Origin of the sequence: Sphingomonas glacialis (assembly GCF_006439055.1) — a bacterium.
In the GTDB taxonomy this organism is placed as follows: Bacteria; Pseudomonadota; Alphaproteobacteria; order Sphingomonadales; family Sphingomonadaceae; genus Sphingomonas; species Sphingomonas glacialis_A.
Genome location: NZ_RCZC01000007.1, coordinates 154,046 through 177,694, shown reverse-complemented (window position 1 = coordinate 177,694; position 23,649 = coordinate 154,046). Strand labels below are relative to the sequence as shown.

23 protein-coding genes are annotated in these 23,649 nt (G+C 66.3%); 9 read left to right on the top strand and 14 right to left on the bottom strand.

The features are described 5' to 3' along the window. Positions 1–51 precede the first annotated feature (51 nt). The 12 genes from EAH76_RS19160 to EAH76_RS19105 form a co-directional block, all read right to left on the bottom strand. The gene (locus EAH76_RS19160) at positions 52–282 is read right to left on the bottom strand and encodes a hypothetical protein (protein ID WP_140851875.1); all 231 of its coding nucleotides are present in this window, start codon (positions 280–282) and stop codon (positions 52–54) included. A gap of 65 nt (positions 283–347) precedes the next feature. After that, positions 348–1,337, bottom strand: a complete 990-nt coding sequence (locus EAH76_RS19155; RefSeq protein ID WP_161989097.1) for an alpha/beta fold hydrolase — start codon at positions 1,335–1,337, stop codon at positions 348–350. A gap of 40 nt (positions 1,338–1,377) precedes the next feature. Further along, positions 1,378–2,346 (bottom strand): alpha/beta fold hydrolase, encoded by a 969-nt coding sequence (locus tag EAH76_RS19150; protein WP_140851873.1) that lies wholly within the window; start codon positions 2,344–2,346, stop codon positions 1,378–1,380. Positions 2,347–2,357: 11 nt separating this feature from the next. Beyond that, positions 2,358–3,743, bottom strand: a complete 1,386-nt coding sequence (locus tag EAH76_RS19145) for an MFS transporter (RefSeq protein ID WP_241659795.1) — start codon at positions 3,741–3,743, stop codon at positions 2,358–2,360. A 14-nt stretch (positions 3,744–3,757) separates the two neighbouring features. Further along, entirely contained in the window at positions 3,758–4,591 is an 834-nt protein-coding gene (locus EAH76_RS19140) for an alpha/beta fold hydrolase (RefSeq protein WP_140851872.1), read from the bottom strand. Beyond that, on the bottom strand, positions 4,588–5,868 hold the full coding sequence (locus tag EAH76_RS19135) for an NtaA/DmoA family FMN-dependent monooxygenase (protein ID WP_140851871.1): 1,281 nt from the start codon (positions 5,866–5,868) through the stop codon (positions 4,588–4,590). The genes EAH76_RS19140 and EAH76_RS19135 overlap by 4 nt, the downstream gene beginning before the upstream one ends. Beyond that, positions 5,868–6,791 carry an LLM class flavin-dependent oxidoreductase gene (locus tag EAH76_RS19130; protein WP_140851870.1) on the bottom strand — a complete coding sequence of 308 codons (924 nt, stop codon included), beginning with the start codon at positions 6,789–6,791 and terminating at the stop codon, positions 5,868–5,870. The genes EAH76_RS19135 and EAH76_RS19130 overlap by 1 nt, the downstream gene beginning before the upstream one ends. An 8-nt stretch (positions 6,792–6,799) precedes the next feature. Further along, the gene (locus EAH76_RS19125; protein WP_241659794.1) at positions 6,800–8,107 is read right to left on the bottom strand and encodes a M24 family metallopeptidase; all 1,308 of its coding nucleotides are present in this window, start codon (positions 8,105–8,107) and stop codon (positions 6,800–6,802) included. Further along, the gene (locus tag EAH76_RS19120) at positions 8,104–9,438 is read right to left on the bottom strand and encodes an MFS transporter (RefSeq protein WP_140851869.1); all 1,335 of its coding nucleotides are present in this window, start codon (positions 9,436–9,438) and stop codon (positions 8,104–8,106) included. Before EAH76_RS19120 ends, EAH76_RS19125 begins: the two co-directional genes overlap by 4 nt. Beyond that, a complete protein-coding gene (locus EAH76_RS19115) occupies positions 9,438–10,454 on the bottom strand; it encodes a phosphotransferase enzyme family protein (RefSeq protein ID WP_140851868.1) in 1,017 nt (338 codons plus the stop codon). The genes EAH76_RS19120 and EAH76_RS19115 overlap by 1 nt, the downstream gene beginning before the upstream one ends. Positions 10,455–10,478: 24 nt before the next feature. Beyond that, positions 10,479–11,294 carry an alpha/beta fold hydrolase gene (locus EAH76_RS19110; RefSeq protein WP_140851867.1) on the bottom strand — a complete coding sequence of 272 codons (816 nt, stop codon included), beginning with the start codon at positions 11,292–11,294 and terminating at the stop codon, positions 10,479–10,481. Positions 11,295–11,681: 387 nt separating this feature from the next. Then, the gene (locus tag EAH76_RS19105) at positions 11,682–12,590 is read right to left on the bottom strand and encodes a LysR family transcriptional regulator (RefSeq protein WP_140851866.1); all 909 of its coding nucleotides are present in this window, start codon (positions 12,588–12,590) and stop codon (positions 11,682–11,684) included. A 67-nt stretch (positions 12,591–12,657) separates the two neighbouring features. Here EAH76_RS19105 and EAH76_RS24010 point away from each other — a divergent pair, with 67 nt between their 5' ends. The 5 genes from EAH76_RS24010 (at position 12,658) to EAH76_RS19085 (ending at position 16,527) form a co-directional block, all read left to right on the top strand. Then, entirely contained in the window at positions 12,658–12,813 is a 156-nt protein-coding gene (locus EAH76_RS24010) for a hypothetical protein (RefSeq protein ID WP_161989096.1), read from the top strand. A 60-nt stretch (positions 12,814–12,873) separates the two neighbouring features. After that, positions 12,874–14,418 (top strand): FAD-binding oxidoreductase, encoded by a 1,545-nt coding sequence (locus EAH76_RS19100; protein WP_241659793.1) that lies wholly within the window; start codon positions 12,874–12,876, stop codon positions 14,416–14,418. Positions 14,419–14,503: 85 nt separating this feature from the next. Further along, the gene (locus EAH76_RS19095) at positions 14,504–14,797 is read left to right on the top strand and encodes a DUF1330 domain-containing protein (RefSeq protein WP_140851864.1); all 294 of its coding nucleotides are present in this window, start codon (positions 14,504–14,506) and stop codon (positions 14,795–14,797) included. 120 nt (positions 14,798–14,917) lie between these two features. Beyond that, positions 14,918–16,159 (top strand): class I SAM-dependent methyltransferase, encoded by a 1,242-nt coding sequence (locus EAH76_RS19090; protein ID WP_140851863.1) that lies wholly within the window; start codon positions 14,918–14,920, stop codon positions 16,157–16,159. Then, positions 16,156–16,527 carry a hypothetical protein gene (locus EAH76_RS19085; protein WP_140851862.1) on the top strand — a complete coding sequence of 124 codons (372 nt, stop codon included), beginning with the start codon at positions 16,156–16,158 and terminating at the stop codon, positions 16,525–16,527. The genes EAH76_RS19090 and EAH76_RS19085 overlap by 4 nt, the downstream gene beginning before the upstream one ends. Positions 16,528–16,705: 178 nt before the next feature. Here EAH76_RS19085 and EAH76_RS19080 read toward each other — a convergent pair whose 3' ends face one another. Next, positions 16,706–17,905 carry an FAD-dependent oxidoreductase gene (locus EAH76_RS19080; protein ID WP_140851861.1) on the bottom strand — a complete coding sequence of 400 codons (1,200 nt, stop codon included), beginning with the start codon at positions 17,903–17,905 and terminating at the stop codon, positions 16,706–16,708. A gap of 290 nt (positions 17,906–18,195) precedes the next feature. Between EAH76_RS19080 and EAH76_RS19075 the strand changes: the two genes are divergently transcribed. From EAH76_RS19075 to EAH76_RS19055, 4 genes are all read left to right on the top strand, one after another. After that, complete coding sequence (locus EAH76_RS19075) at positions 18,196–18,954, top strand: maleate cis-trans isomerase family protein (RefSeq protein WP_140851860.1); 759 nt, start codon at positions 18,196–18,198, stop codon at positions 18,952–18,954. 138 nt (positions 18,955–19,092) lie between these two features. Then, entirely contained in the window at positions 19,093–20,007 is a 915-nt protein-coding gene (locus EAH76_RS19065; RefSeq protein ID WP_140851858.1) for a polysaccharide deacetylase, read from the top strand. Further along, positions 20,004–21,155, top strand: a complete 1,152-nt coding sequence (locus EAH76_RS19060; protein WP_140851857.1) for an FAD-dependent monooxygenase — start codon at positions 20,004–20,006, stop codon at positions 21,153–21,155. The genes EAH76_RS19065 and EAH76_RS19060 overlap by 4 nt, the downstream gene beginning before the upstream one ends. Then, entirely contained in the window at positions 21,152–22,675 is a 1,524-nt protein-coding gene (locus EAH76_RS19055; protein ID WP_140851856.1) for an aldehyde dehydrogenase family protein, read from the top strand. Before EAH76_RS19060 ends, EAH76_RS19055 begins: the two co-directional genes overlap by 4 nt. Positions 22,676–22,797: 122 nt before the next feature. Here the strand turns inward: EAH76_RS19055 and EAH76_RS19050 are convergent, their stop codons facing one another. After that, positions 22,798–23,586 carry an IclR family transcriptional regulator gene (locus EAH76_RS19050; protein WP_140851855.1) on the bottom strand — a complete coding sequence of 263 codons (789 nt, stop codon included), beginning with the start codon at positions 23,584–23,586 and terminating at the stop codon, positions 22,798–22,800. Positions 23,587–23,649: the final 63 nt, after the last annotated feature.

Here is a 23,649-nt window from a genome sequence, read left to right as displayed (position 1 = left end):
GCGATACGCGCCTGCTTCGACTGCAGGTCTACGCATCTATGCGACTGATTCTCACGCTCTTGCGTCAAGAACCTGCGCCTCGAAAGTGTCACTCTTTGGTGTTAGCGCGATATGAAACGCCGGAATTATCCACTGTACGGTCATATAGCCATAGCCGATGTGCCGCTGAGGAACAATTTCAACGCCACCCCGCAGGATCGCGCGAACGATCTCAAAGGGATGCGGAATCCTGCGGGGGGGCACGTGAAAATCGCCGACAAGCGCGCCGGCCTGGGCGGCCACCGCGACCCGCCCGCGCGATCGGGGCGAGTCGTGGTCGCAGTGCGCCCTTGGGGCGCAGTTTGGCGCTACGGCTTGGCCGTCCCTGCCGCGGCCGGATTGGCGTCGAGAAAGCGCATGATGTCGGCGGCGAAGCGATCGGGGATTTCCCACATCGGCCAGTGCCCGACATTGGGATATTCGATCAGGTCGACATGCGTGTTGGTGAAGCGCTTGACCGAGGCGCCGGCGCCTTGCGAGATCACCGTATCCTGCGCGCACCATTGCAGCAGCACCGGCACGCGTACCTTCTCGGCGATCGCGCCGACATCGGTCGTCTTGAACAGCACGACGTTGGAGGCGAGATACTGTTTCTGCCGCCCGATCGCGCCCGGCAAATTGCTCATGTCGTACATCATCTGTGACAAGAATTCGGGCGGCTGCCAGCCGGGGTGCGAGGTGTCCTTGAACGCCAGGCGGTAGAACCAGCGCGGATGGTAATCGCGCAGCCACGCATCGTTGAACGCCGCCATCCGCTTGATCCGCCAATCGACCTTGCGCGTCTGGCTCGGGCGCTCGAGCGGCAGGATCGAAAACGCCATCGCGGTGATCCGCTCGGGCTTGTTGGCGTTGAGCTGGAGCGCGATGTTCGAGCCGTTCGACGTCGCGACGACCGCCAGCTTGTCATAGCCGAGCTTGTCGAGCGTGAGCCCGACCAGCTGCGCCGCGCGCGCGGTGCTGTAGCCCTTGGGGTCGATCGGGCCGCTCAGGCCGTAAGGCGGCCAGTCCATCCGCACCACGGTGAAGCGCCCGCGCATCCGCTCGGCGAGCGGATCCCATTCGTGCAGATTGACCCCGGTGCCGTGGAGCATCAGCACTGGCGGCCCCTGCCCTTCGATCCGGACGTGCATCGGCACGCCATCGACCGTCACGAAGCGCGACGGCGGGCTGGCATAGCGCGCGACCATCGCCTGCCGATCGGTCGCGAACGCGCCCATCTTGGCGGGGATGAACCAGGCGAGACACGCCACCAGCACGACGAGCGCCGCAATCGCGACTATTCTGAACGCGGTTCTCATCGGCTGTGCTGCCCCTGCTGGTGGATCGGAAAGGCGCGGATCATCGATCGCGCTTGAGATAGGCGTCGACGAGATCGCCGACCGCGTCGGGCGATTCCATCGGCGGATAATGGCCGACGCTGTCGAGCGCGACGAACGACACGCTCTTGGCATGGTCGAGATAGCCTTGCAGCGCCTTGCCCGCGGTATTGGCGGGCAGCACGAGGTCGCGCATTCCCCACACGATCAGCACGGGTGCGCGCACGCCGTGGAGATGTGCGAGCGTCGCCGCATTGTTGCTGGTCAGCGCGTGCAGCCCGAACGGATTGGGCTCGGGCACGCGCATGTTGGTGGTGTAGTAATAGTCGATCGTGCCAGGCTTGAGCCGAGCCGGCTCGCCATAGAGAAAGTTGAGATAGAGCGACCAAAAGTCGCGCGCCTCATAGCCATCGCGCTTCGCCGCGACGACGGCCGCGTCGATCGCCGCGGTGCTCGCGGTCTTGCCGGTAACGACGGGGTCGCTCGGCGTGTTCGCGAGGATCACGGAGTCGACGCGGTCGGGATAGGTGGCGGCGAAATAATAGGCCATCGTCCCGCCGCTCGAGACGCCGAACACGTTCGCCTTCTGCACGCCGAGCTTGTCGAGGAAGCCGGCGACGAGCGCCTCGGGCGAGCCGATCGTTTTCCGCGCGGCGTCGGTGAGCGGTCCCGACAGACCGAACGGCGGCTGGTCGAAGCGCAGGATGCGATACTTGCCCTTCAACCGCGCGGTGATCCCGTCCCAGGCGTTGAGCGTGCTGCGCGATCCGTGGAGCAGCAGCAGCACCGGCCCCTTGCCCTCGTCGCGATAGCGCAGCTCGACCCCGCCGACGGTGACATAGCGATCGCCCGGCGCCTGGAAGCGCTGGCGCAGTTCCGCGAGCGTCAGGCGTTTGAGGGCAGCCGGAGCGATCTGCGCCCCTGCGCTCGCGCTTCCTCCGGCGAGCAGCAATGCGGCGCACACGATGGCGAGCGATTTCCGGAACGGCATGGCTTTCCTCCTCACAGCGCGTCTGCAGCGATATCGGCGACCGGAACCGGCGCAGCGGCGCGCGCGCCGAGCGTGTAGAACCAGATGCACGCAGCGTTGCAGATGAACAGGGCCAGCGGCAGGAGCGAATAGGCGACGTAGAGCGCGCTCACCGCGCTCTCGGGCTGCGCCACGATCTGGCCGTTCTTGGTCGGGATGTAATGCGCCGCCGCCAGGAACGCGCCGATCACCGCGACGCCCAAAGCGAACGCGGTCTTCTCGATCACCGCGGCGATGCTCGACAACAGCCCCTCGCGGTGCAGCCCGGTCAGTTCCCGGTCATACGCCAGCGTATCGGCAAGCATCGAGATCGACAGCAGGATCATGCCGCCCGACCCAAGGCCGCCAAGCACACCGCGTGCGAGCAGACCGACGGTCGTGATCGAATTGTCGGCGAACACCCAGCTCAGCGAATTGGCGCACATCAGGCCGATGCCGATGAGATAGGCGTTGCGCTTGCCCATTCGCCGCTCGAGCGCGAGCCAGAACGGCATCGACAGCGCGACGACGATGTTCTGGACGATCGCCAGCTGGATCTGCCCGGTATAGCCGATCCCGAGCACGTTGAGCATGAACAGCAATTGCGTCCCCGCCACGCTGGCGAACGACAGGAACTGGAAGATCTTGGCGGCGAGCAGCAGCACGAACGGCTTGTTGCGCCAGAGAAGCGCGATCTGGCTGGTGTCGAGCTGCGTCTCGGGCTTGGCCCGGACCTCGAGATGCGGCGCCTTCGCCGTGCCGAAGAACGAGGCGATCATCGCCGAGAGGATCACCAGCCCCATCACATAGGCCATGATCGCATAGCCATGCGCCCCGCCGCCGCCCCATTTGATCAGCCCCGCCGTGCCCGCGATCGCGAGCAACTGGCCAAGCGAGACGAACAGCGTGCGGAACGACAGCAGGCGGGATCGCTCGTACTTGGACGCGGTCATTTCCGACGGCATCGCCATGTAGGGCACGTTGAACAGCGAATAGCCGGTCGAATAGATCACAAGCGCGGCGAACATGTAGAGCGTCACTGCGCCGTCGCTGATCGCGGGCGGGGTGAAGATCATCAGGAACGAGATCGCCGAAAGCAGCGCGCCGAACAGCAGATACGGGCGGCGGCGGCCCCAGCGGCTGCGCGTGCGGTCGCTGAGCGTGCCGATCACGACATCGGCGAACGCGTCGTACAGTTTCGACGCCATAAGCAGATAGCCCGCAATCTCGGGCGACTTGCCGAGCACGGTCGACATATAGGCCGGGAAATAGGCGGTGACGCCGTTCAGCATGATCGACACGCCGACCGTGCCGACCCCGAAGCCGAGACAGACCGACAGCGGCAGCCGGTCCTTCATTTCCACTGCGCGCGCCGTCATGACCAATTCCTTTGTTACGCGAGCGTGTCGAAGAAATGCAGCATCGCTGCCGCCTTGGACGCCGGGTCCGACGCAATGGCCGCCACGTGACCATGCCGCAGCAGGGCCGCGGCCTCGTCGACCGCGGCGTTGAGCACGGCGAGTTCCATCGCCGCCTTGAGCAGCAGCACCGGCGTCTCTATCACCGGCAACCGCGCGAGCGGCCGGTAGCGGAACGCCGCGAGATACGGCAGCGAATAGGTGTCGAGCGCCTTGAGCACATCGAGCGTCGCGTCGTGCAGGATCTGCGCCGACGGCATGTGGCCGGGGAGACGATGCTCGGCATTCTGTTCGAAATGCGGGAAGTAGAGCGCCTGGTCGCGCACGAAGTTGAACGCCCAGACCATGTGCGTGCCGTGCGGGTCGACCGGCACCTTCGGCGCATAATGCGCGAGGATCTTCTCGCGCATCGCCTCGTCATATTCCTTGATCCCGTCGAGCACCGTCGCGCAGACACGGGTCGGATGCGCCGCGGCAAGCTCGCACGCGATCCGCGCACCGGTATGTGCGCCGTAGACATCAAACGTCTCGATCCCCATCGCATCGGCGAGCCGGATCACGCTGTCGGCGAAATAGGCGATGTCGGGCGTGTCGCCCGCGGGCGGCGGGGAATCGCCGTTGCCGAGCGTATCGGGCGCGATGATCGTGCGCCCGTTGCCCGCGAGTGCCTCCATCAGCGGCACCATCCAGCGCGACGACGACGGCGAGGCGTGGAGCAGGACGATCGGCGGCGCGGTCGGCGCCTCGGCGATCGCCTGGCGCAGATGCACCTGCCCCTCGGCGATCCGCACGAACGCGCGTTCGATCATGCGAGCGGCCCCAGCCCGAGATGGTCGCGCAGCATCGGCCCCTGATAGTCGGTGCGCAGCAGATCGCGCTGCTGGAGCAAGGGCACGACCTCGTCGCAGAACACTTCGAGCTCGAACGGCATGAACCCCGGCTGGAGCGTGAAGCCGTCGCACGCACCGGCGTCGATCCAGGTCTCCATATGATCGGCCATCTGCTCGGGCGTGCCGACGAAGATGCCGTGCCCCCGGGGTTTGCGCGCATAAGCCTGGCAGAAATCCTTGATCGCGGTGCCCGCCTCGACCGCGGGCATCAGCTGTGCGCGCACGCCCTCGGCGGGGAATTCGCAGCGTGCGACGATCTCCTCGATCGGGAACGGCTTGTCGATCGGATGCTGTGTGAGGTCGTAACCGATCGACTCGCTGAGATATTCGACCGCCAGCACATCATCGGCAAGTTCGAGCACTTCGGCGTGGCGCGCCTTCGCCTCGGCCTCGGTCCCGCCGATCACCAGCGCGAGGCCGGGCATGATCTTGATCCCGTCGGGATCGCGCCCGAGCGCGCTCGCCCGCGCGCGCATGTCGTCGCGATAGGCCTTGCCGGCTTCCATCGTCGGCGCGGGGCAGAAAATCGCCTCGGCGGTGCGCGCCGCGAAATCGCGGCCGTCGCCCGACTGGCCGGCCTGAACCAGCACCGGGCGTCCCTGCGGGGGCGCAACGAAATCGAGCGTGTCGTCGATCTCGAACCAGTCGCTTTTGAGCGCCGCGCGGTCGATCTTCTTGCCGCATGCGCTGCCCCAGAATACCTCGGCCGCTTCGACGAATGCCGCCGCGCGCTTGTAGCGCTGCGACTTTTCGAGCAGCTCGGTCTCGCCGAAATTGAGCGGCGAATTGGGGTGCGCGGTGGTGACGATGTTCCACCCGGCGCGCCCCTGGCTGACATAATCGAGCGTCGCGAACTTGGCGGCGACTTCGGCCGGCTCATTGTACGTCGTCGAGACGGTCGCGACCAGGCCGACATGCTCGGTCACCCCCGCCATCGCCGACAGCAGCGTGAACGGGTCGAGCGTCGGGATGGCGAGCCGGCCCGGCGTACGCCCGGCGGCATCGCGGCCCTGCAACTGGTCGCCGAACACGATCGCGTCGAAGCGCGCCTTCTCGACCATCCGGCCGATCCGTTCGTAATAGGCGCGGTCGAACACCGCTTCGGGGGTGGCGGCGGCATGACGCCAGCCGCCGGGGAAGAAACCGATCCCCTGGAGAAACGCCCAGAGGTGCAAGCGGCCATTGGCACGGGACATCAGACGAGCGCCTTTTGCGTGAAGGGGTTGATCGGCGGGGCCATGCCGAAGCGCGCGCGCGCGGTGTCGCCGGGCTGCGTCCTGGCGGGAAGGCGCGCGCGGGCAGCGGCGACGGTCGCGGCGTCGGGATGGCCGATCAGGTGCATCCCGTCGGCGCCCTCGACCTCGAACGGCAGGTCGAGCGAGCGGCCAGCCGTCACCTTGAGCAGGATCGCGGCGTTCGCGGTGCCGGGCGCGGCGCGCAGCCGGACGATCGCGTCCTCGGCTTCGGTGATCGTCTCCGCACCGAGCAGCACGACGTCTGCAGGCAGTTCGGAATCGGCCGACAGATCGTTCATGTCGCGCACCAGCAACGGATAGCCCTGCGGCGGCCGCGCGGCGTTGAGCGAGCCCATCGTCGAGAAATATGGACCGCGATAATCGACGCGGCGCACCTTTGCGCTGTCGAGATATTCGCCGCTCGCCTTGTCGATAATCAGCGCATCCTGGTCCCAGCTATCCCACAGCGCCTGCGTCGCGCGCAGGAAGTCGTCGTGTTTCGCTGGAGCTTCGGCATCGCTGATCGCGTACTGCTGGCCATAGGCGCGGTCGATCACCTCATGGTTGGCGCAGACCGGTGCCCAGCCCGCGCGCCCGGCGCTGACGAAGTCGATCGCCGACAGCGCGCGCGCGACGTGGAAGGGGATGCCGTGGAGCGCGGGCAGTACCGCGACCACCGCCGCGCTCGTGACGAGCCCCGCCGCCCAGGGCAGATTCACCAGCCCCTCGAGCCGACCGGGGATCAACGCGGTGTCGCGCTCGCCCCCGAAGATCACCAGATCGGGCGCGATCGCGTCGATCGCGCGCAGCCGGTCGCTGAAGTGGCGGAAACCCTCGGCGCCGATTTCGTCGGGCGCGAGGTCGATCGTCAGGGATAAAAGCATGGTCGTCCTCAAACCGTGGTCACGTGATCGCCAATGTCGTGGATCGGCACGGCGCCGTCGGCGGTGATGAGCATCAGATCCTCGATATGGATCGATCCGCCGATGCCCGTTTCCAGGCTCGGGCAGTCGACGCTCAGCACCATATTCTCCTCGAGGATCAGATTGTCCTTCACGAAGAAATCGCCGCCCTCGACGCCCGGCTCGTCGGTGTGCATCATGCCGACGCTGTGCGGGCCGAAGCCGACCTGCTCGGCGACGCCCAGCTTGCGCAGCGTCTCCATCCCCATCGCGGTGATGTCGCGGTAGCTGAGCCCCGGGCGGAGCTGCTCGCGGATCGCCTTCCACCCCTCGACGATCGCGCTCGACAGCCGCCGCGCGGCGGCGGTCGGCTCGCCGACGAAGACGGTGCGGGCATAGTCGCCATGATAGTTCTGGAAATGGCTGACCCCGTCGAGGAACAGCGTCTGCCCGTCGCGCACCGCATCCTTGGTGGGGAGTTCGGACGAGACCCGGTCGATCGTCATGAACACCGCGCGATTGCCGCGCTTGGCCGCCTCGACCGCAAACAGCCGGCGCAGGTCGCGATAATTGGCCCCTGCCCCGACCGCCTCGATCACGGCGCCGACCGCTGCGGTGTTACCCTGCGCGCCGCGCCGCATCAGCGCGATCTCGAGCGGCGACTTGATGATGCGGATGAAGCGCAGGATATTGTCCGCCGGCACCAGCGTGCCCGGCCGCTCGTGCCGCTCGGCGATGCTGCGGATCAGCGGATGATCGTAGCCGACCGTGCCGGTCCACAGCCCCATCGCCTTCAGCGCGCGGACCAGCGCGCCGCCGGCATCGGCATGCGCCGGCTCTATCGCGAGCGCGCCCGCGGTCCGCTGTTCGCGGCGCTGCTCGACCTCGGTTTGCGGCGCGGCGCCGCGATCGGCGAAAAGCCCCGGATACGGCGCCTGCTGGCGCTCGTCGCCGGCATCGCCCGCATCGATATAGAGATAGCTCTGCAGCCGCTCGCGCGGGCCGCCATCGACGAAGGTGTAGTAATAGATGAAGTGCGAGGTCACGATCCCCGGCGCCTGGCGCTGGTCGCGCGACAGGATCGCGAAGGTCGTCGGCGGCTGGCCGAGCCGCGTCGTCGCGATCTGCGGCCAATAGCCGAGCATATGGAAGACGTTGAGCGGATCGGTGACGACGAGCCCGTCGAGCCCGAAGCGCTCCATCACCTCATAGGCACGCGCGAAGTTCATCGGCCCGCGCTGCTGCAATTGCTCGAGCAGCGCGTCGTCGCCCGCCATCAGCGTGTCGATCTCGGTCATGCTGTCAGTTCCCGCAGTTCGCGCGCATCCTGGCGGCGGTTGAGGTGCGCGGTCAGCGCGTAGAGCGCGGCGGCACCGAGATAGGCTGGCGCCGCGACCGTCAGGATTGCCCAGCCGACGAGCTTGGGATCGCCGAACAGCCGTTCGGTCAGCAGCGCGACCAGCACCGGCCCGATCGCAGCGCCGAGCAGCGTGTTGACGAGCCCGGTGATCGACACCGCGATCCCGCGCATGTGCGCCGGCGCGATCGCCTGGAGATAGGCGAGCGTCGCCGTGCCGACGAGCGCGGTGATACCGAGCTGGCTCGCCGACAGCAAAGCGGCGCTGAACGGCGTCGGCATAAGCACGGCGAAAGTGCTCGGCACCGCGAACAGCGGCAGCACCGCGAGCAGCCGGAGCAGCCCGGCATTGCCCGACCGCTTGATCGCCGCATCGACCAGCGTGCCGCCGACCAACGGCCCGAGCAATCCGAAACAGATGCTGAGCGGGCCCATCATCCCGGCCACGACTGCAGGCGACAGCGCGAACTTGCGGCTGATCATCGCGACCTGCCACGCCGCCGCGCCATACGCGCCGAGGAAGCAGGCGGCGAACCCGAGATAGACGCCGAAATAGCGCACGCGCTCACGCCCGAGATGGCGGAATACCGTGCCGATCTGCGCAACCAAAGCGCGCGGCGCTTGCTCGCCACGATCCCCGCGCGGCGGTTCGCGCGTCAGCAGGAACGCCGCCGAGACGAACAGCCCGGCAACGCCGCACAGCACGAACACAACGCGCCACGGCGCAAGCGATGCGATCAGCGGCCAATGCGCGAACGCACCGTTAGAGGCGGCCGACAGCAAGCCGCCGCAGATCCAGATCGAAATGCCGTTGGCGACCGCCTGCCCCATCAGATAGATGCCGATCGGGCGGCCACGCTGCCCCGGCGGGAAAAGATCGGCGATCAGCGAGATAGCCGCCGGCGCGAGCGCCGCTTCCCCCAGCCCGACGAGCAGGCGCGCAAGGAACATCGTGCCGAACGATTGTGCCAACCCGCCGCCGATCGTCGCGAGGCTCCACAGCCCGATCCCGGCCACGATCAACAACCGCCGCGACGAACGATCGGCGACGAAGCCGAGCCACACCCCCATCGTCGCGTAGAAAATTCCGAAGGCAAGCCCCTGCAACAGGCTGATCTGGACGTCGGTCATGCCGAGATCGCCCTTCACCGCATCGACCACCACGTTGAGCACGGTGCGGTCGATGACGGAGACGATCGAGGCAAGGAACAGCAAGGCGATGGTCGCCCACGCCTGGGTCCGCGACGGCAGGATTGCAGGGGCCACGCTCATCACAGCAGGCCGAGCGGCCGTGCGCGGGTCTTGATATAGTCGCCGAGCCAGTCGAGCCCGCGGAAGCGCAGCGTGCCACGCCCGACCGCGCTCGACGAATGCGCCATGCCGGCGACCAGGCGGAACGCCTTGGCCAGCAGGAACAGCTCGCGATACTGCTTCTCGGCTTCGGTGAACGGCCGCACACTCTCATAGCCGCGCTCGAACGCCTCGCCGTAACTGTCGGAGAAACCGTAAAAAAGGTTACCCCAGACGTAATTCTGGACGTCCTGCATCATATAATCTTCACCCGCGCCGTCGAAGTCGAGGAAGGTGATCACACGATCCTCGGTGACATGCACGTTGCTCGGGTGGAAATCGCAGTGGCAGATGCTCATCGGCACATCTTCCTGCCGCATGTCGATCAGCTTCTGCTTCAGGCGCTCGGCGATGATCGCATAGTCGCGCAGATCGTCGGGGCGATCGTACACGAAGTCGAGCAGCGCGGGCATGTTGACCTCGAAGCGCGTGGCGTTCTCGGTGCCGAAGACATGGTCGGGGCCAGCATGCTTGATGCCGAGCAGATGCATCTCGGCAAAGCGCGCGCCGATCATCTCGGCGGTGGTGATGTCGAGCATGTCGCCGAACTTCTTGCCCGGCGCCCAGGTATAGACCGCGATCGCCCGCGCGCCCTCGGGTGCAGCGACCTTGAAGTAGAGCTTGCCCTCCCGGTCGCGGATGCCGACCGAGGCGGGGAAATTCTGCTCGCGCAGATAATCGAGGAAATCGAGCTCATAGGCGACCTCGTCGACGTCGCGATAGGTCTTGCGCCAAACGCGGACCGCATAGCGCTCGGTCGGCCCCTGCAGCATGTAGACGTCGTTCATCCCGCGATAGAGCAGGAAGGCGTTGATCGGACCCGGCAGATCGTATCGCCGCGCGACTTCGCGCGCGATGAACGCGGGGTCGACCACCGAATGCGTGATGTCGGGAACGACCAGATCGGCATCCGAGGTCTTTTCGAGATTGGCTAGCACTGGGATCTCCTTGGATGGGCGTCGTTACTGATCGAGGAATCGGCGCATCTCCGCGCTCATGCGGGCGATGGCTTCGGGAAGGTCGAACAGGTCGCGGTCGAACTCGGGCAGACCGACGACCTGACCATTGGGGAACAGGGTGGCGGCTGCGATGGACTGTGCCATGATCGCCTCGGCTGGCTGCAACAGCAGCGTGGATTGACCGACTAGCGGTAAACGCGCCGCAAAATCGTACGACCACACGCCGTGATACGCCCATTGCGCACGATCGAGCGGCGTCAGCTTGTCGACCCACACACGCGCCGCGCGGGCCAGTTCGACGCCCGGCGTCCGTGCCGCGACGACATAGTCCCACAGACCGCGTGCCATCGTCAGCGCGACATCCCCCGATTCGTCGAGCACCGGCGCCGCTTGCGCGTTCGCCAGGCGCTCGGCGCATTCGGCCGGGCTGCGCATCGGCAGCCCGGTAACGACGACGCGTCGCACCGCCTCGGGCACGGCGATCGCCAGCTCGATCGCGAGCAGCGCGCCGGTGTGGAACCCATAGACGTCGCACGCATCGGCATCGGCGAGGCCCATCGCGGGCAACGCCTCGGCGAAGCAGGCGGCATAGCCCGCCATATCGAGCGGCGCGGGCGGCGCATCGGACATGCCATAGCCCGGCGTATCGAAGGCGATGACGCGACGATCGCGTGTCAGTTCCTCGATCAGCGCTTCATATTCGAGCGAAGACGACGGGTTCTGGTGCAGCAGCACGAGCGTCGGCCTGCCGCCGTGCGCGCCGGCCGCGCGGTAATGCAGCTGGCCGTAGCGGCCGGGCGTATAGCCCCGCACGATCACGCGCCGCGCCGATCGGTCGGTCGCCGGCTGTCGTGAGGGGCGTCGGCCGGTGCAGCGGGTCGAGCGGAAAGAGCAGGCGTCACGGCAATCTCACCCGTAAATGGGAACGGCATTCGAAAATCGTCACAAGGACGAAAAAAGGGTTCGCTTTCCTGTCGGCAGCCGCTAAGGGGCTGGGGCACTGCCTAGTGGATAGGCAGCATGCTTGCTTTTTAAGCAGCTCCGGACAGTGCTCTGGAAAAAGCGGGCCGACGTTGCCGCCGACCCGGAGGTTTATTTAGAGCCCGGTCTTGGTCGCAGATGGCCCGACGGTCATCAAATTGAAATACTGCATAACCGATACGATTGCTGCATCGCAGCGCGATTGCTCGTGGGCGGGTCGATCGATCAGGCCGCGTCGAGTTCGCCGCACACTTCATGCAGGATGGCGATGAACGCGCGTTCGGCCGGCGACAGCTTGCCGCCTGCGCGCCGGAACAGCCCCGCGGGGCGCTCATAGCGCGGATAACCGAGGTCGAGCGCATGGACCAGGCCGGCATCGATCTCGTCCGAATAGCTCGTATGGTTGCCGAGCGCGACGAAATTGCCCGAGAGGATGCACGCCTTGGTCACCTGCAGCGACGAGGTGCGGAGCGCGATCGACGGAACGGGCACGCCGTCGTCGAGAAACATCTTCGACCAGCCCTCGACCACCAGCGGCTGATCGGTGACGATCCACGGCACGGCGGCGAGGTCGGCCAGCCGCGGCGGCGCGCTCCGGCGCAACACCGGGTGCCCGGCGCGGATCATCACGCCGGCGCTCTCGATCTTCAACTGTTCGAACAGCAGATCGCCCATCGGCAGATACGACGCGCGCAGCCCGAGCGCGAGGTTGAGCCGCCCCTCGCGCACCGAATCAAGCATGTCGGCGAAATTCTCTTCCTTGACGACGATCTGGATGTCGGGATGCCGCTCGACCATATAGCCCAGCGCCGCGGGCAATTGCCGCATCGCAAAGCTCGAATCCGCACCCACCGTGACCAGCCCGCCCGACCGTCCGCGCAGCGCGCTGATCGCCGACAGAGCGCGGTCGCGCTCGCTCAGGATGATGCGCGCATGCGGCAGCAACTGCTCGCCGAGCGTGGTGAGCGTCACGCCCCGCGCCCCGCGATCGAACAGACGCGAGTCGAGACTGTCCTCGAGCAACTGGATGCTGCGGGTGAGCGATGGCTGCGATACCGCGAGCAGCTCGGCCGCACGGTTGAAGCTGCCCAGTTCGGCGACCGTGATGAAACGTCTGAGCTGCCGCAGGTCCAAGAAGCCGTGTCCGATACCACACCGCGTGCCGCCGTCCTGTCGCCGGCGTTTAACATCGCGCAAGTTTATGCCGCATCCGATCTGCCACGATGCCGCCCCGGACGAAAGCCGTAACTGCCCCGCCGCCCCGAATGCCGGCGCGATCGACCTCGCCGACGCCGTGGCGATCGGCCAGGCTGACCGCTTATCGGATAAAGCTGGTCAACCAATCGCCGTGCGGTAAGCGCGTGCGCATCACCGGTCGATAGCCCCGCCGACATGCTGGCCAATGCGAGACGCGCGAATGACCCTCAAGACCCAGCTCATCGCCGCGATCGGTGAAGCCGCCGTCAGCGAAGACCCGGCACTGCGCAGCGTGATGGGCAACGACGTCTATCGCAGCGGCGGCATCCCGGCGCTGATCGTTCGACCCGAGAGCGTCGAAGCGCTGCAGGCGGCGGTGCGGGTCTGCGCCGCGGCGGGGGTGGCGATGGTGCCGCGCGGCGGCGGCGCGTCGTACACCGACGGCTATCTGTTCGATGCCGGCGGGCACGTGCTGTTCGACACCGGCGCGCTCGACAGCATCGAAATCGACGCGGAGAATGCGGTCGTCACCGTCGGCGCTGGCGCGACCTGGGCCAAGCTCAAGGACGCGCTCGCCGCGCACGGCCTGCGCACGCCGTTCTGGGGCCCGTTCTCGGGGCTCGCCGCGACGGTCGGCGGCGCGGTCAGCCAGAATACGGTGAGCCATGGCAGCGGCGCGTACGGCATTTCGGCGCAATCGGTCCTGTCGCTCGACGTGGTGCTCGCCTCGGGCGAACTCCTCAAGACGGGGGCATCGACCGCGACGCGCTATTACGGGCCCGACCTGACCGGCCTGTTCACCGGCGATTGCGGTGCGCTCGGCATCAAGACGACGATCCGCCTCCCGCTGATCGCGATCCGCGAGGCGTTCGAGGCGGTGAGCTTCGCCTTCGACGATTTCGCCGCCTGCCATGCCGCGGTCAGCCACGCGCAACGCGAAGGGCTCGACGATTCGCATTTCGGGCTCGATCTGTCGCTGTCGCAGGGGCAGATCGGCCGCCAGGAAGGCACCAGCGCAAAGCTCAAGATCGCGCGCGAATTGTTCGCCGCCGCGCCCAACGCCTTTGCCGGGGTGAAGCAGCTCGTCCGCATGGCGCTGGCGGGCAACACGGCGATGCAGGCGGGCGCCTATATGTGCCACTTCATCGTCGAGGGCGTCGATGCGAGCGACGCTGCAGCGCGCGCCAATCGGCTGCGCGCGGTCGTCGCGCCGCACGGCCGCGAGATCGCCAACAGCGTGCCGAGCTTCGTCCGCTCGCTCCCCTTCGCGCCGCTGACCAACATCCTGGGGCCGAGCGGCGAGCGCTGGGTGCCGATCCACGGCGTGCTGCCGCAGCGGCAGGTCGTCGCGTTCCACGAGGCGCTGATGGCGCTGTATGCGAGCCGCAAGGTCGAGATGGACCGGCTCGGCATCTGGTCGGGAACGATGTTCAGCCCGGCGAGCGCGAGCGGCTTCCTCTACGAGGTCGCGCTCTATTGGCCCGACGATCGCACCGATTATCACCGCCACACGCTCGCACCCGCGCATATCGCGAGCCTCAAGACGTTCGACGACAATGCCGAAGCACGCGCCTACACGCACCAGCTCAAGGCCGACATCATCGCGCTCTACCAGGCATACGGCGCCGCGCACTTCCAGATCGGGCGCGCTTATCCCTATCGCGACCGGCTCGACCCGCACGCCTCGGCGCTGCTCGACACGATCAAGGCGGCGCTCGATCCAAAGGGGCTAATGAACCCGGGCGTGCTCGGGCTGGGCGGCTGACCGGCAGGCGGACATTCGCCCTGCCCGGCTTCGCCGACGCGACACCGCGACTAGGCTTTGGCCACACCACGCAAGGACAGACTTCATGGCCGCCTATATCGTCGCCACCGTCACCATTTCCGATCCGGTCAAGTTCGCCGATTACGCCAAGGCGATCGCGGGCCTGAGCGAAAAGCATGGCGGCGAATATCTCGTCCGCGGCAAGGTCGCCGAAGTGCTCGAGGGCGATGTGAACCCCGACGAACGCGTCATCGTCAGCCGCTTCCCCGATGTCGCTTCGGCCAAGGCCTATGCCCAGTCGCCCGAATACAAGGCCGGCGCCGCACTGCGCGAAGGCGCCGCATCGGTGCAGATGCGCCTGCTGGTCGACCCGGCCTGACACCAGGCCATCGTGGCGATGCGCGCTGTTTGTCCGCCTGGCGGATAACGGCGCGCGTCGGCGCTTGCTTTTTTGGGCGTCGGTCGCACGCTGCGCGCCATAGAGATGGAGTAACGGCTTATGCTCAACACCTTCCAACAGGGGCATCACGCGATGCTCCCCACGCTGACGCACGACGAAGCGTCGCGTCAGGAATTCACCAAGAGCTTCAAGGGCTTCATCCAGAGCAATCTGCTCCCGGGCCTCGCGCCCGTGTTCAAGGCGCGAGTCGCCCCGGTGTTCGAGCGCGAGCATGGCCGCGCGCCGGTCGACCGCCGCGACATTCGCGCCGGGATGGTCGATAACCTCTATTTCCAGCATTACGCCGCGGCCAACCGCATCGCGCAGGAGATCCTGTGGGAATCGGTCAATATCAGCGTCGATCGTGAGCTCCCCGAGCTGATTGAAAAGGCGAAGGAACTCTCGGCCTCGACCAACGCTAAGCTCGACATCCCCGAAGGCTTCGTCGCGCCGCGCTACGTCACCGCGCTCGACATCCATTGCATGCCCGGCGGCTACACCACCGAAGTCGCACCCAACGATGTGTCGGTCGGCGTGCTCTACGATCGCGGCGTCTATCTCTATGCGATGGGCTATACCGGTCCGCTCAACGACGACATGGGCCGCTCGGTCTGCAACTATATCAAGCGCAAGTTGGGCGGCTTCACGCCGCGCCGGATCCTCGACATGGGCTGCACCGTCGGCCACTCCACCCTCCCCTATAAGGAGCTGTTCCCCGAGGCAGAGGTGTGGGGCATCGACGTCGCCGGCCCGCAGATCCGCTATGCGCATGCGCGCGCGGCAGGGCTCGGCCTCGAGGTCAATTTCGCGCAGATGAATGCCGAGGCGACGAGCTTCCCCGACGGCTATTTCGATCTCGTCGTCAGCCACATCCTGCTGCACGAGACGAGCGGCAAGGCGATGCCCAAGATCTTCGAGGAATGCGCGCGCGTGCTCAGCCCCGGCGGTTACATGATCCACGCCGATCTGCCGCCGTTCGACCTGATGGACCCGTTCACCCAGTTCATCCTCGACAATGAGACCTGGTATAACAATGAGCCGTTCTGGGGCGCGATGCGCGACCTCGACCAGCCCGCCCTCGCCGTGCGTGCAGGGTTCGACCGCGCGGACGTCCGCTTCGACACCGCGCCGATGGCGGTGATGGAATTCGCCGCGCAGTCCGACGGCTATAGCGCGGAGGCCGCGACCGCGGTCGCCGAGCGCGATTTCACCGCGGGCGAGTTCGCCCCCGGCGGCGGCTGGGAAGTGCTGATCGCGCAGAAACCGATGACGCAACCCGAGTTGAAGGCAGAGGCAGCATGAGCACCGCAACGCAGGACCGCCCGCACGTCGTCAAGGACGCGAAGGGCAAGCGCCCGAGCTTCTACGAAGCGCCCGGCATGGACCAGGCGATGTCGATGATCATGGTGCTGGCGAACGAGATCGCGGTGATCCACGACCGGCTCGATTCGGCCGAGCGTGTCGCGGCGAAAGCGGGGATCGATCTCGCTGCCGGGATCGAGACGTTGGAGCTCGACCAGGCGGCGCTCGAGAAGCGCGAGGCGTGGCGGCAGGATTTCCTCGAGCGGCTGTTCTACCTGATGCGCAAGGATGCGCATGAGGCGGCCGGGGCGTATACCAAAGAGGGCTATGAGGCGACGATCGCGGATATTGCGGTGGGGAACCTGTAACACACATTTCGCCCCTCCCCTTAAGGGGAGGGGATGGGGGTGGGGGACGCCTCGCAGAGACCTGCGCTCGGTTGATACGCCCCCACCCCAACCCCTCCCCTGAAGGGGAGGGGCTAAGAAAACAGAAGGGCTCCGGCGCGTTGCACCGGAGCCCTTTTCTTTGCCGCTACGCCGCCAATCAAACGATCGCAGCTTCCTCGCGCAAGCTCTCGTACATCGACTGCCGCAACAGATACGCCCGCCGTTCCTCAGGATTCTCCGCCATGTGCGCCATCTTGGCCTCCTGCTCGCTGCGCCCGTCCTGCGTCGGCGATTCGAGCAGCTTCTTGTTGGCGATCGTCTGCGCCTGGACGAAGCTGCGCGCGATCGCCTGGCGCTGGCGCGAATAGCGGGCGAGCAGCGGCTGCGCGTCGGCGCCATCGAGCAGGATGTCGCGCAGCTTGCCCGTCAAATTCCAGATGTCGTGGACGCCGCTGTTCATTCCGAACCCGCCGAGCGGATTGTTGAGATGCGCCGCATCGCCGGCAAGCAGCACGCGCCCGTGATGAAAGCTCTCCGCCACGCGCTGATGCACGCGGTACAGCGTGCGGTGATAGGTCTCGACCCCCTGCCCGTCACCGGTCAACCCGTCGAAGATCTTGTCCTTGTTCGCGTCGGACAGCAGTTGCGCATCATCGGCCGCCGGGTCGGTCGGCACGAGCACGCGCCACAACTCGGGCACGCGCAGCAGCACGCACCATTCCTGCGCATCCGACACGTAATTGACCTGCGCCAGCCGGTCGAAATGCTGCTCGAGCGGATAGCGCGTCGAGAGCGTCAGGAAGCGCTCGGGATAGGTGAAGCCCTCGAACTGCGTGCCGGTCCATTTGCGGACGGTCGAGTTCGCGCCGTCGGCGCCGATCAGATACTCCGCGCGGATCTGCTCGATCCCCATCGGGGTCTCGAGCGTGACGGTCACGCCGTCGGAATCCTGCTCGTACCCCAGCACGCGGCGCGAGAAGAGCGCCTCGCCGTGCGGATGCGCATCGAGCTTGGCGGTCAGCAGCCGCGCGATCTTGAACTGCTCGCATTGCAGCCGGTACGGGTGCGCCGAAACGTCGGCCAGTTCGCCCAGATCGAATTCGATCACCGCGCCGCTGCGGCGATTGCGATATTGATAGACCGGCGCGCGCAGGCCGACCGCCTCGAGCTCGTCGAGCACGCCGAGTTCGGCGAGCATTTCGAGTGTCGGCGGATGCAGCGTCGAGGCGCGCATATCCTCGGGGCAATCGGCCAAGGCCTCGAGCAGGATCGTGTCGATTCCGGCGAGCGCGAGCCGATACGCGGCGATCGCGCCGACCGGACCGCCGCCCGCGATTACCACCTGCGTCCGCTTCATGCTGGTAGCGTTACCCAAAGTCCCCCGCACACCGTTACCCCGCTTCTGACACTGCGTTTCTTGGATCGGCACGTAGCCACGCCGCAGCGCCGGGGTCCGCGTGCGGCTCGGGAGTGTCCGTCTGCCGGGGAAAACGGTCCCCTTGCGAAATATCACGGCGATCCCCGGTGGTTGCGACTGGCGCCGCGCCGGGCCCGCGATGACCGCTATGCGGAGAGTGCGTGGCGCGCGCTTTCGTCGGCGCGCGGCGGATGCTTCGGCGGGCGAACAACCTTGAAAGGCGCGAGCGCATGGTCGATTCCCTGGGACACCGAATGAAGTTCGCGGTGGTCGCGCCCTCGACCAACACCAGCGTCGAACCCGAATACGCGGCGATGCAGCCGCGCGGCGTGACCAATCACTTCAGCCGCATCGCGATCCCCGATACCAAGGTGACCGACGATGCGAGCTTCATGGTGATGCTCAACACGATCCGCGATTCGACCTCCGGCGCGGTAGACATCTCGATGTCGATGGAGCCGGGCTGCGTCATCATGGGCATGTCGGCCGAGACCTTCTGGGACGGCGCGGAAGGGGCGGAGCGGCTCCACAAGAAGATGCTCGAGCGCACCGGCGGCATTCCCGTGATCATGGGATCGACCGCGGTCGATGCCGCGATCAAGGCGTATGAGGCCGATGCCAAGCCGATCAGGAAGATCGGCATCATCACGCCGTACATGCCGGTCGGCGATGCCAATGTGAAAAAGTTCTTCGAGGACCAGGGCTATGAGGTGGTCAATCTGATCGGCCTGAAATCCCCCTCGCCGATGCTGATCGCGCATGAATCTAAGGCGGTACTCAAGAATGCCGCGATCGCGGTGTCCGAGGGCGTCGACGCCGTCATTCAGGCGGGGACCAACCTGGCGTTTGCACAGGTCGCCGCGATTGCCGAATTCTGGTTGGAAAAGCCGGTGATCGCGATCAACACTGCGACCTATTGGCACGCGCTACGCACGATGGGGATCCCCGACCAGGCCGATTGCTTCGGCCATTTGCTCGCGCATTGCTGATCTAAGTTCCTCCCCTCCCTGGAAGGGAGGGGTCGGGGGTGGGTAGGCCCGTTGTCGAACGCGACCCCGGCCTCAGACCGACCCACCCCCAGCCCCTCCCTTCCAGGGAGCGGAGTTCCGAAATTCGAGGAGCGTCCCATGGACTACAACTACATCCCCTTGCCCGAGCGCCAGCCGCTGGTGTGGCCGAACGGCGCGCGCGTCGCGCTGATCCTGACCTTCAACCTCGAGACCTGGGATCTCACCAAGGATACCGACAAGCCCTATTATGCCGGCGGCCCGTCGATCCTGCCCGACATCCTGCCGGGCAACGTGCCCGATTTCCCGAATTACTCCTGGCGCGAATATGGCCAGCGCGTCGGCATCTGGCGGCTGTTCGACCTGTTCGACGAACTTGGCGCCAAGGCGAGTTGCACGACCAACGCGGTTACTTTCGAGCGGCGGAAAGCGATGACCGATGCGGTGCTCATGCGCGGCTGGGAATTGCTGACGCACAATTGGGAGCAAGGCGAATTGCTCACCAACTTCGCGGGCGATCCGGCAAAGGAGCGCGAAGTGGTGCTGCGCACGCTCGACGCATTCGAGCAGCACACCGGGCGGAAATCGAAGGGCTGGCTGTCGTCGAGCTTGCGCGGCACGCTGCAGACCGCCGACATCCTCGCCGAGTACGGCGCGACCTTCTACTGCGACATCATGAACGACGATCAGCCGTATCTGCTGAAGACGCCGAACGGACCGATCGTGTCGGTGCCCTACTCCAACGAGATCAACGATTTCACCTTCATCACGCGCAAGAACTTCACCACCGACCAGTTCTCCCAGGCGCTGATCGAGGAACTCGACGTGCTGTACGAGGAAGGTGCCACGACCGGCCGCATCATGAACGTCGGGCTGCACCCGCACGTCTCGGGCCGCGCGCACCGGATCCGCGCGATCCGCGAGTTCATCCAGCATGCGCAGTCGCTGTCCGGCGTATGGTGGGCGACGCGCGAGGAGATCGCCGACTGGTATCTGCAGAATCACGAAAGCCATATCCCCGGCCAGCTCGCATGAGCCGTAGCGAACGGATCACGATCGTCGGCGGCGGGATCGGCGGCGTCACCGCCGCCGCCGCGATCGCGCAGGCGGGGTTCGCGGTGACCTTGCTCGAGGCGGCGCCGCAGTTCGGGGATATCGGCGCGGGGGTGACGCTGTCGCCCAACGCAATGAAGGGCCTCGATTACATCGGCGTGATGGAAGACGCGGCCGCGGCGGGCGTCGAGCCCAAGCGCCAGCGCATCCAGCATTGGGAGGACGGCCGCGTCCTCGTGCCGATGGAACGCGCCAGCGCGCGCGCGAAATATGGCGCGCCCTATGTGACGATCCACCGCGCCGATCTCCATGCGCAACTGCTCAAGGCGGCGCGCGCCGCGGGGGTCGAGCTGCGGACCAACGCCGGGGCGGTCGATACCGAAGGCACCACGGTAATCCTGCACGACGGCAGCCGCGTCGAAGGCGATGTGATCATCGGCGCGGATGGCCTGAAGTCGGTCGTGCGCAAGCGCTTCGAGACCGTCCCCGCGCATTTCACCGGCCACGTCGCCTGGCGCGCCCTGGTGCCGGTCGACGATGCGGTGCGCGGCGTCACCGAATGGCCCGGCATCCATATCGGCCCGGGCAAGATGATCACGCGCTATCCGGTGCGCGGCGGGACGCTGCTCAACATGGTGTTCTTCGCGCGGCAGGACGGCTGGACCGACGATGGCTGGACGCTGCCCGCCGCCCCGGCCGACCTCGCCGCGACCTATGCCGGCTGGTGCGACGAGGTGCAGGCGATGATCGCCGCCGCCGCAAAGGTGCCGCTCTACAAATGGGCGATCAACGCGCGCTCTCCGCTGGCCGACTGGACCGTCGACGGCAATGTGGCGCTCCTCGGCGATGCCGCACACGCGATGACGCCGTTCCTCGGCCACGGTGCCGCCTGCGCGATCGAGGATGCCGTCGTGCTCGCCCGCGCGCTGGGAGGATCGGACACGATCGCCGATGGCCTCGCCCGCTATGTCGCCGCACGGCACGACCGCGCGACCTTCATCCAGGCCGAATCCAACGCCAATGCCGATCGCATGCAGAGCCCCGACGCGGCGATGTTCGGGATCGGCGCGATGAAGGACGAAGAGAGCCTCGGTCTCTTCGACTATGATTGCAGGACCGTCGCGATATGAACGCCCTTACGCCCAACATTGCGCCGTTCGACGGCCACCTGATCGCGCCGCAGACGCGCGCCTTTCTCGACCGCAAGCACAAGCTGCTGATCGACGGCCTGTGGGTCGATGGCGAGACCGGCGAGACGATGGAAACGCGCGATCCGGCGACCGGCCTGGTGCTGACCGAGTTCGCGATCGGCACTGCGGGCGATGTCGATCGCGCGGTCGCCGCCGCGCGCCGCGCGTTCGAGGGGCCGTGGTCGCGCCTCAGCGTCGCCGAGCGCACCGCCCTCCTCACCCGCTTCGCACGGCTGATCGCGGAACATGCTGCGCTGCTGACCGAGCTCGAGGTGATCGACAATGGGATGCCGCGCTTCATCGCCGGGCTGTGCGTCGATAATTGTGTCGAGATGGTCGACTATTATGCCGGGTCGATCATGCGCATTCAGGGCACGACGATCGCCCCGCCGCGCCATGTCGCCGCCGAAGCCGAGGCGCTGACCTATACCGTCAAGGAGCCGGTCGGGGTCGTTGCGCAGATCACGCCGTGGAACGTGCCGCTGGCGATGGCGATCCTCAAGCTCTCGCCCGCGCTCGCGGCAGGCTGCACGATCGTGATCAAGCCGTCGGAGGAAACCCCGCTGTCGATGCTGCTGCTCGGTGACCTGCTGCTCGAGGCGGGCTTTCCGGCGGGCGTCGTCAACATCGTCAACGGCCTCGGCGCGACGGTCGGCCAGGCGCTGTCCGAGCATCCCGACGTCGACAAGATCTCCTTCACCGGCTCGACCGCGACCGGCAAGCGCATCATCCAGGCCGCGACGGGTAATCTCAAGAAGGTGACGCTCGAGCTCGGCGGCAAATCGCCGGTGGTGGTGATGCCCGACGCCGATCTGGCGCTGGCGATCCCCGGCGTGGCGATGGCGACCTACTTCCTGCAGGGCCAGAACTGCATGGCGGGCACGCGGATCTTCGTCCATGTCGACATTCACGACGCTTTGGTCGAGGGGCTGGTGCAGTTCTCGCAGGGGATGACGCTCGGCCACGGGCTCGACCCAACCTCGATGCAGGGGCCGCTGATCTCGCAAGTCCAGACCGACAAGGTGATGGGCTTTATCGAAGGCGCGGTCGCCGAGGGCGCGACGCTCGTCGCGGGTGGCAAGCGGCTCGAGCGGCCGGGCAATTTCGTCGAGCCGACGATCTTCACCAACACGACCCGCGACATGCGCGTGGTGCGCGAGGAGATCTTCGGGCCGGTGATGGCGATCCAGCGCTTCGAGGGCACCGATCTCGATGCGATCGCTAAGCTTGCCAACGATACGCCGTTCGGGCTGTCGGGCAGCGTGTGGACGCAAAATCTGGGCTGGGCGCACAAGCTCGTCGCGCGGATCCGCGCGGGGCATGTGTCGGTCAATTGCCACGGTGCGGTAGGCACGAACATTCCGTTCGGCGGCTATGGGCAATCAGGTTGGGGGCGTGAGTTCGGGCAGGAGAGTCTGGAGGGGTATCTCGAGACCAAGGCGGTTACGGTTCGGCTGTAATTCTTCTTAGCCCCTCCCCTTTAGGGGAGGGGTTGGGGGTGGGGCAGTGTCTCACCGAGAGCCCGCTTAGAAGGCACAGCCCCACCCCAACCCCTCCCCTGAAGGGGAGGGGCTTAGAGTCGTCAGGCTTCCCCGGAAACGTCACTCAAATCATGGCTGATCGCAGCAGCAGCCGCCTTCAGGTCCTCGAGATACGTATCCAGCGCCGTATCCAGCTTCATCGCGGTGACGAAGAACACCATCGTCATCGCCGCCTCGAACATCCCGTTATGGAAGATCGGCACCGCGATCGAGGTGGTCTTGCCCGGCGTGCGGTTGAAATGGTTGCGCCCCTGCACCGCATAGCCGCGCTCGCGGATCCGCTCGACGTCGAGGCTCGCCTCGGCGGTGGCGAGATATTGCAGGTCGATCTCCTGCGAAACGCGCATCCATTTCATGATCATCTCGCGCTCGTCATCGGGCGCGAACGCCATCGACAATTTGCCCGAGGCGCTGTCGAGGATCGGCAGCGTGAAGCCGGGATAATATTGCTCGAAGGTCAGCGAGGTGTTGGCGTGGGTCGAATCGCGCAGCATCATGTTACGCCCGACCCGCGTCGCGATCGACACCGGCCAGCCGACCTTCTTCGTCAGCGCGACGATGTGCGGCCGCGCGGCGCGGACCAGATGATTGTCCTGCTGAAAACCGTGCGACAGCGTCTGGACGAGCGCGGTCGGGCGGTAGCGCTTGCGGGCGGGCTCCTGCTCGATCAGGCCTTCATAGAGCAACGTCTGCACGATCCGACACGCGGTCGGATAGGGGACAGCCGACGCCTTCGAAATTTCCATCATCGACAGCGAGCCGTGCCGGTTGATCGCCTTCAAGGCGGCGATCGATCGGCCGATCGAGCGGATAGGAACACCTTTTTCCATGGTCGCGTCTCTCCGATGACGTGTTGATTACACCAACATGACATAGCGTGCGCCAATGACCGA

Bases quoted from the DNA above. Each gene is read 5' to 3' on its own strand.
- EAH76_RS19155 (WP_161989097.1), bottom strand. From the start codon at position 1,337: ATGAGAACCGCGTTCAGAATAGTCGCGATTGCGGCGCTCGTCGTGCTG.
- EAH76_RS19150 (WP_140851873.1), bottom strand. From the start codon at position 2,346: ATGCCGTTCCGGAAATCGCTCGCCATCGTGTGCGCCGCATTGCTGCTC.
- EAH76_RS19145 (WP_241659795.1), bottom strand. From the start codon at position 3,743: ATGACGGCGCGCGCAGTGGAAATGAAGGACCGGCTGCCGCTGTCGGTC.
- EAH76_RS19140 (WP_140851872.1), bottom strand. From the start codon at position 4,591: ATGATCGAACGCGCGTTCGTGCGGATCGCCGAGGGGCAGGTGCATCTG.
- EAH76_RS19135 (WP_140851871.1), bottom strand. From the start codon at position 5,868: ATGTCCCGTGCCAATGGCCGCTTGCACCTCTGGGCGTTTCTCCAGGGG.
- EAH76_RS19130 (WP_140851870.1), bottom strand. From the start codon at position 6,791: ATGCTTTTATCCCTGACGATCGACCTCGCGCCCGACGAAATCGGCGCC.
- EAH76_RS19125 (WP_241659794.1), bottom strand. From the start codon at position 8,107: ATGACCGAGATCGACACGCTGATGGCGGGCGACGACGCGCTGCTCGAG.
- EAH76_RS19120 (WP_140851869.1), bottom strand. From the start codon at position 9,438: ATGAGCGTGGCCCCTGCAATCCTGCCGTCGCGGACCCAGGCGTGGGCG.
- EAH76_RS24010 (WP_161989096.1), top strand. From the start codon at position 12,658: ATGCCGCATCCGATCTGCCACGATGCCGCCCCGGACGAAAGCCGTAAC.
- EAH76_RS19100 (WP_241659793.1), top strand. From the start codon at position 12,874: ATGACCCTCAAGACCCAGCTCATCGCCGCGATCGGTGAAGCCGCCGTC.
- EAH76_RS19095 (WP_140851864.1), top strand. From the start codon at position 14,504: ATGGCCGCCTATATCGTCGCCACCGTCACCATTTCCGATCCGGTCAAG.
- EAH76_RS19090 (WP_140851863.1), top strand. From the start codon at position 14,918: ATGCTCAACACCTTCCAACAGGGGCATCACGCGATGCTCCCCACGCTG.
- EAH76_RS19085 (WP_140851862.1), top strand. From the start codon at position 16,156: ATGAGCACCGCAACGCAGGACCGCCCGCACGTCGTCAAGGACGCGAAG.
- EAH76_RS19080 (WP_140851861.1), bottom strand. From the start codon at position 17,905: ATGAAGCGGACGCAGGTGGTAATCGCGGGCGGCGGTCCGGTCGGCGCG.
- EAH76_RS19075 (WP_140851860.1), top strand. From the start codon at position 18,196: ATGGTCGATTCCCTGGGACACCGAATGAAGTTCGCGGTGGTCGCGCCC.
- EAH76_RS19065 (WP_140851858.1), top strand. From the start codon at position 19,093: ATGGACTACAACTACATCCCCTTGCCCGAGCGCCAGCCGCTGGTGTGG.
- EAH76_RS19060 (WP_140851857.1), top strand. From the start codon at position 20,004: ATGAGCCGTAGCGAACGGATCACGATCGTCGGCGGCGGGATCGGCGGC.
- EAH76_RS19055 (WP_140851856.1), top strand. From the start codon at position 21,152: ATGAACGCCCTTACGCCCAACATTGCGCCGTTCGACGGCCACCTGATC.
- EAH76_RS19050 (WP_140851855.1), bottom strand. From the start codon at position 23,586: ATGGAAAAAGGTGTTCCTATCCGCTCGATCGGCCGATCGATCGCCGCC.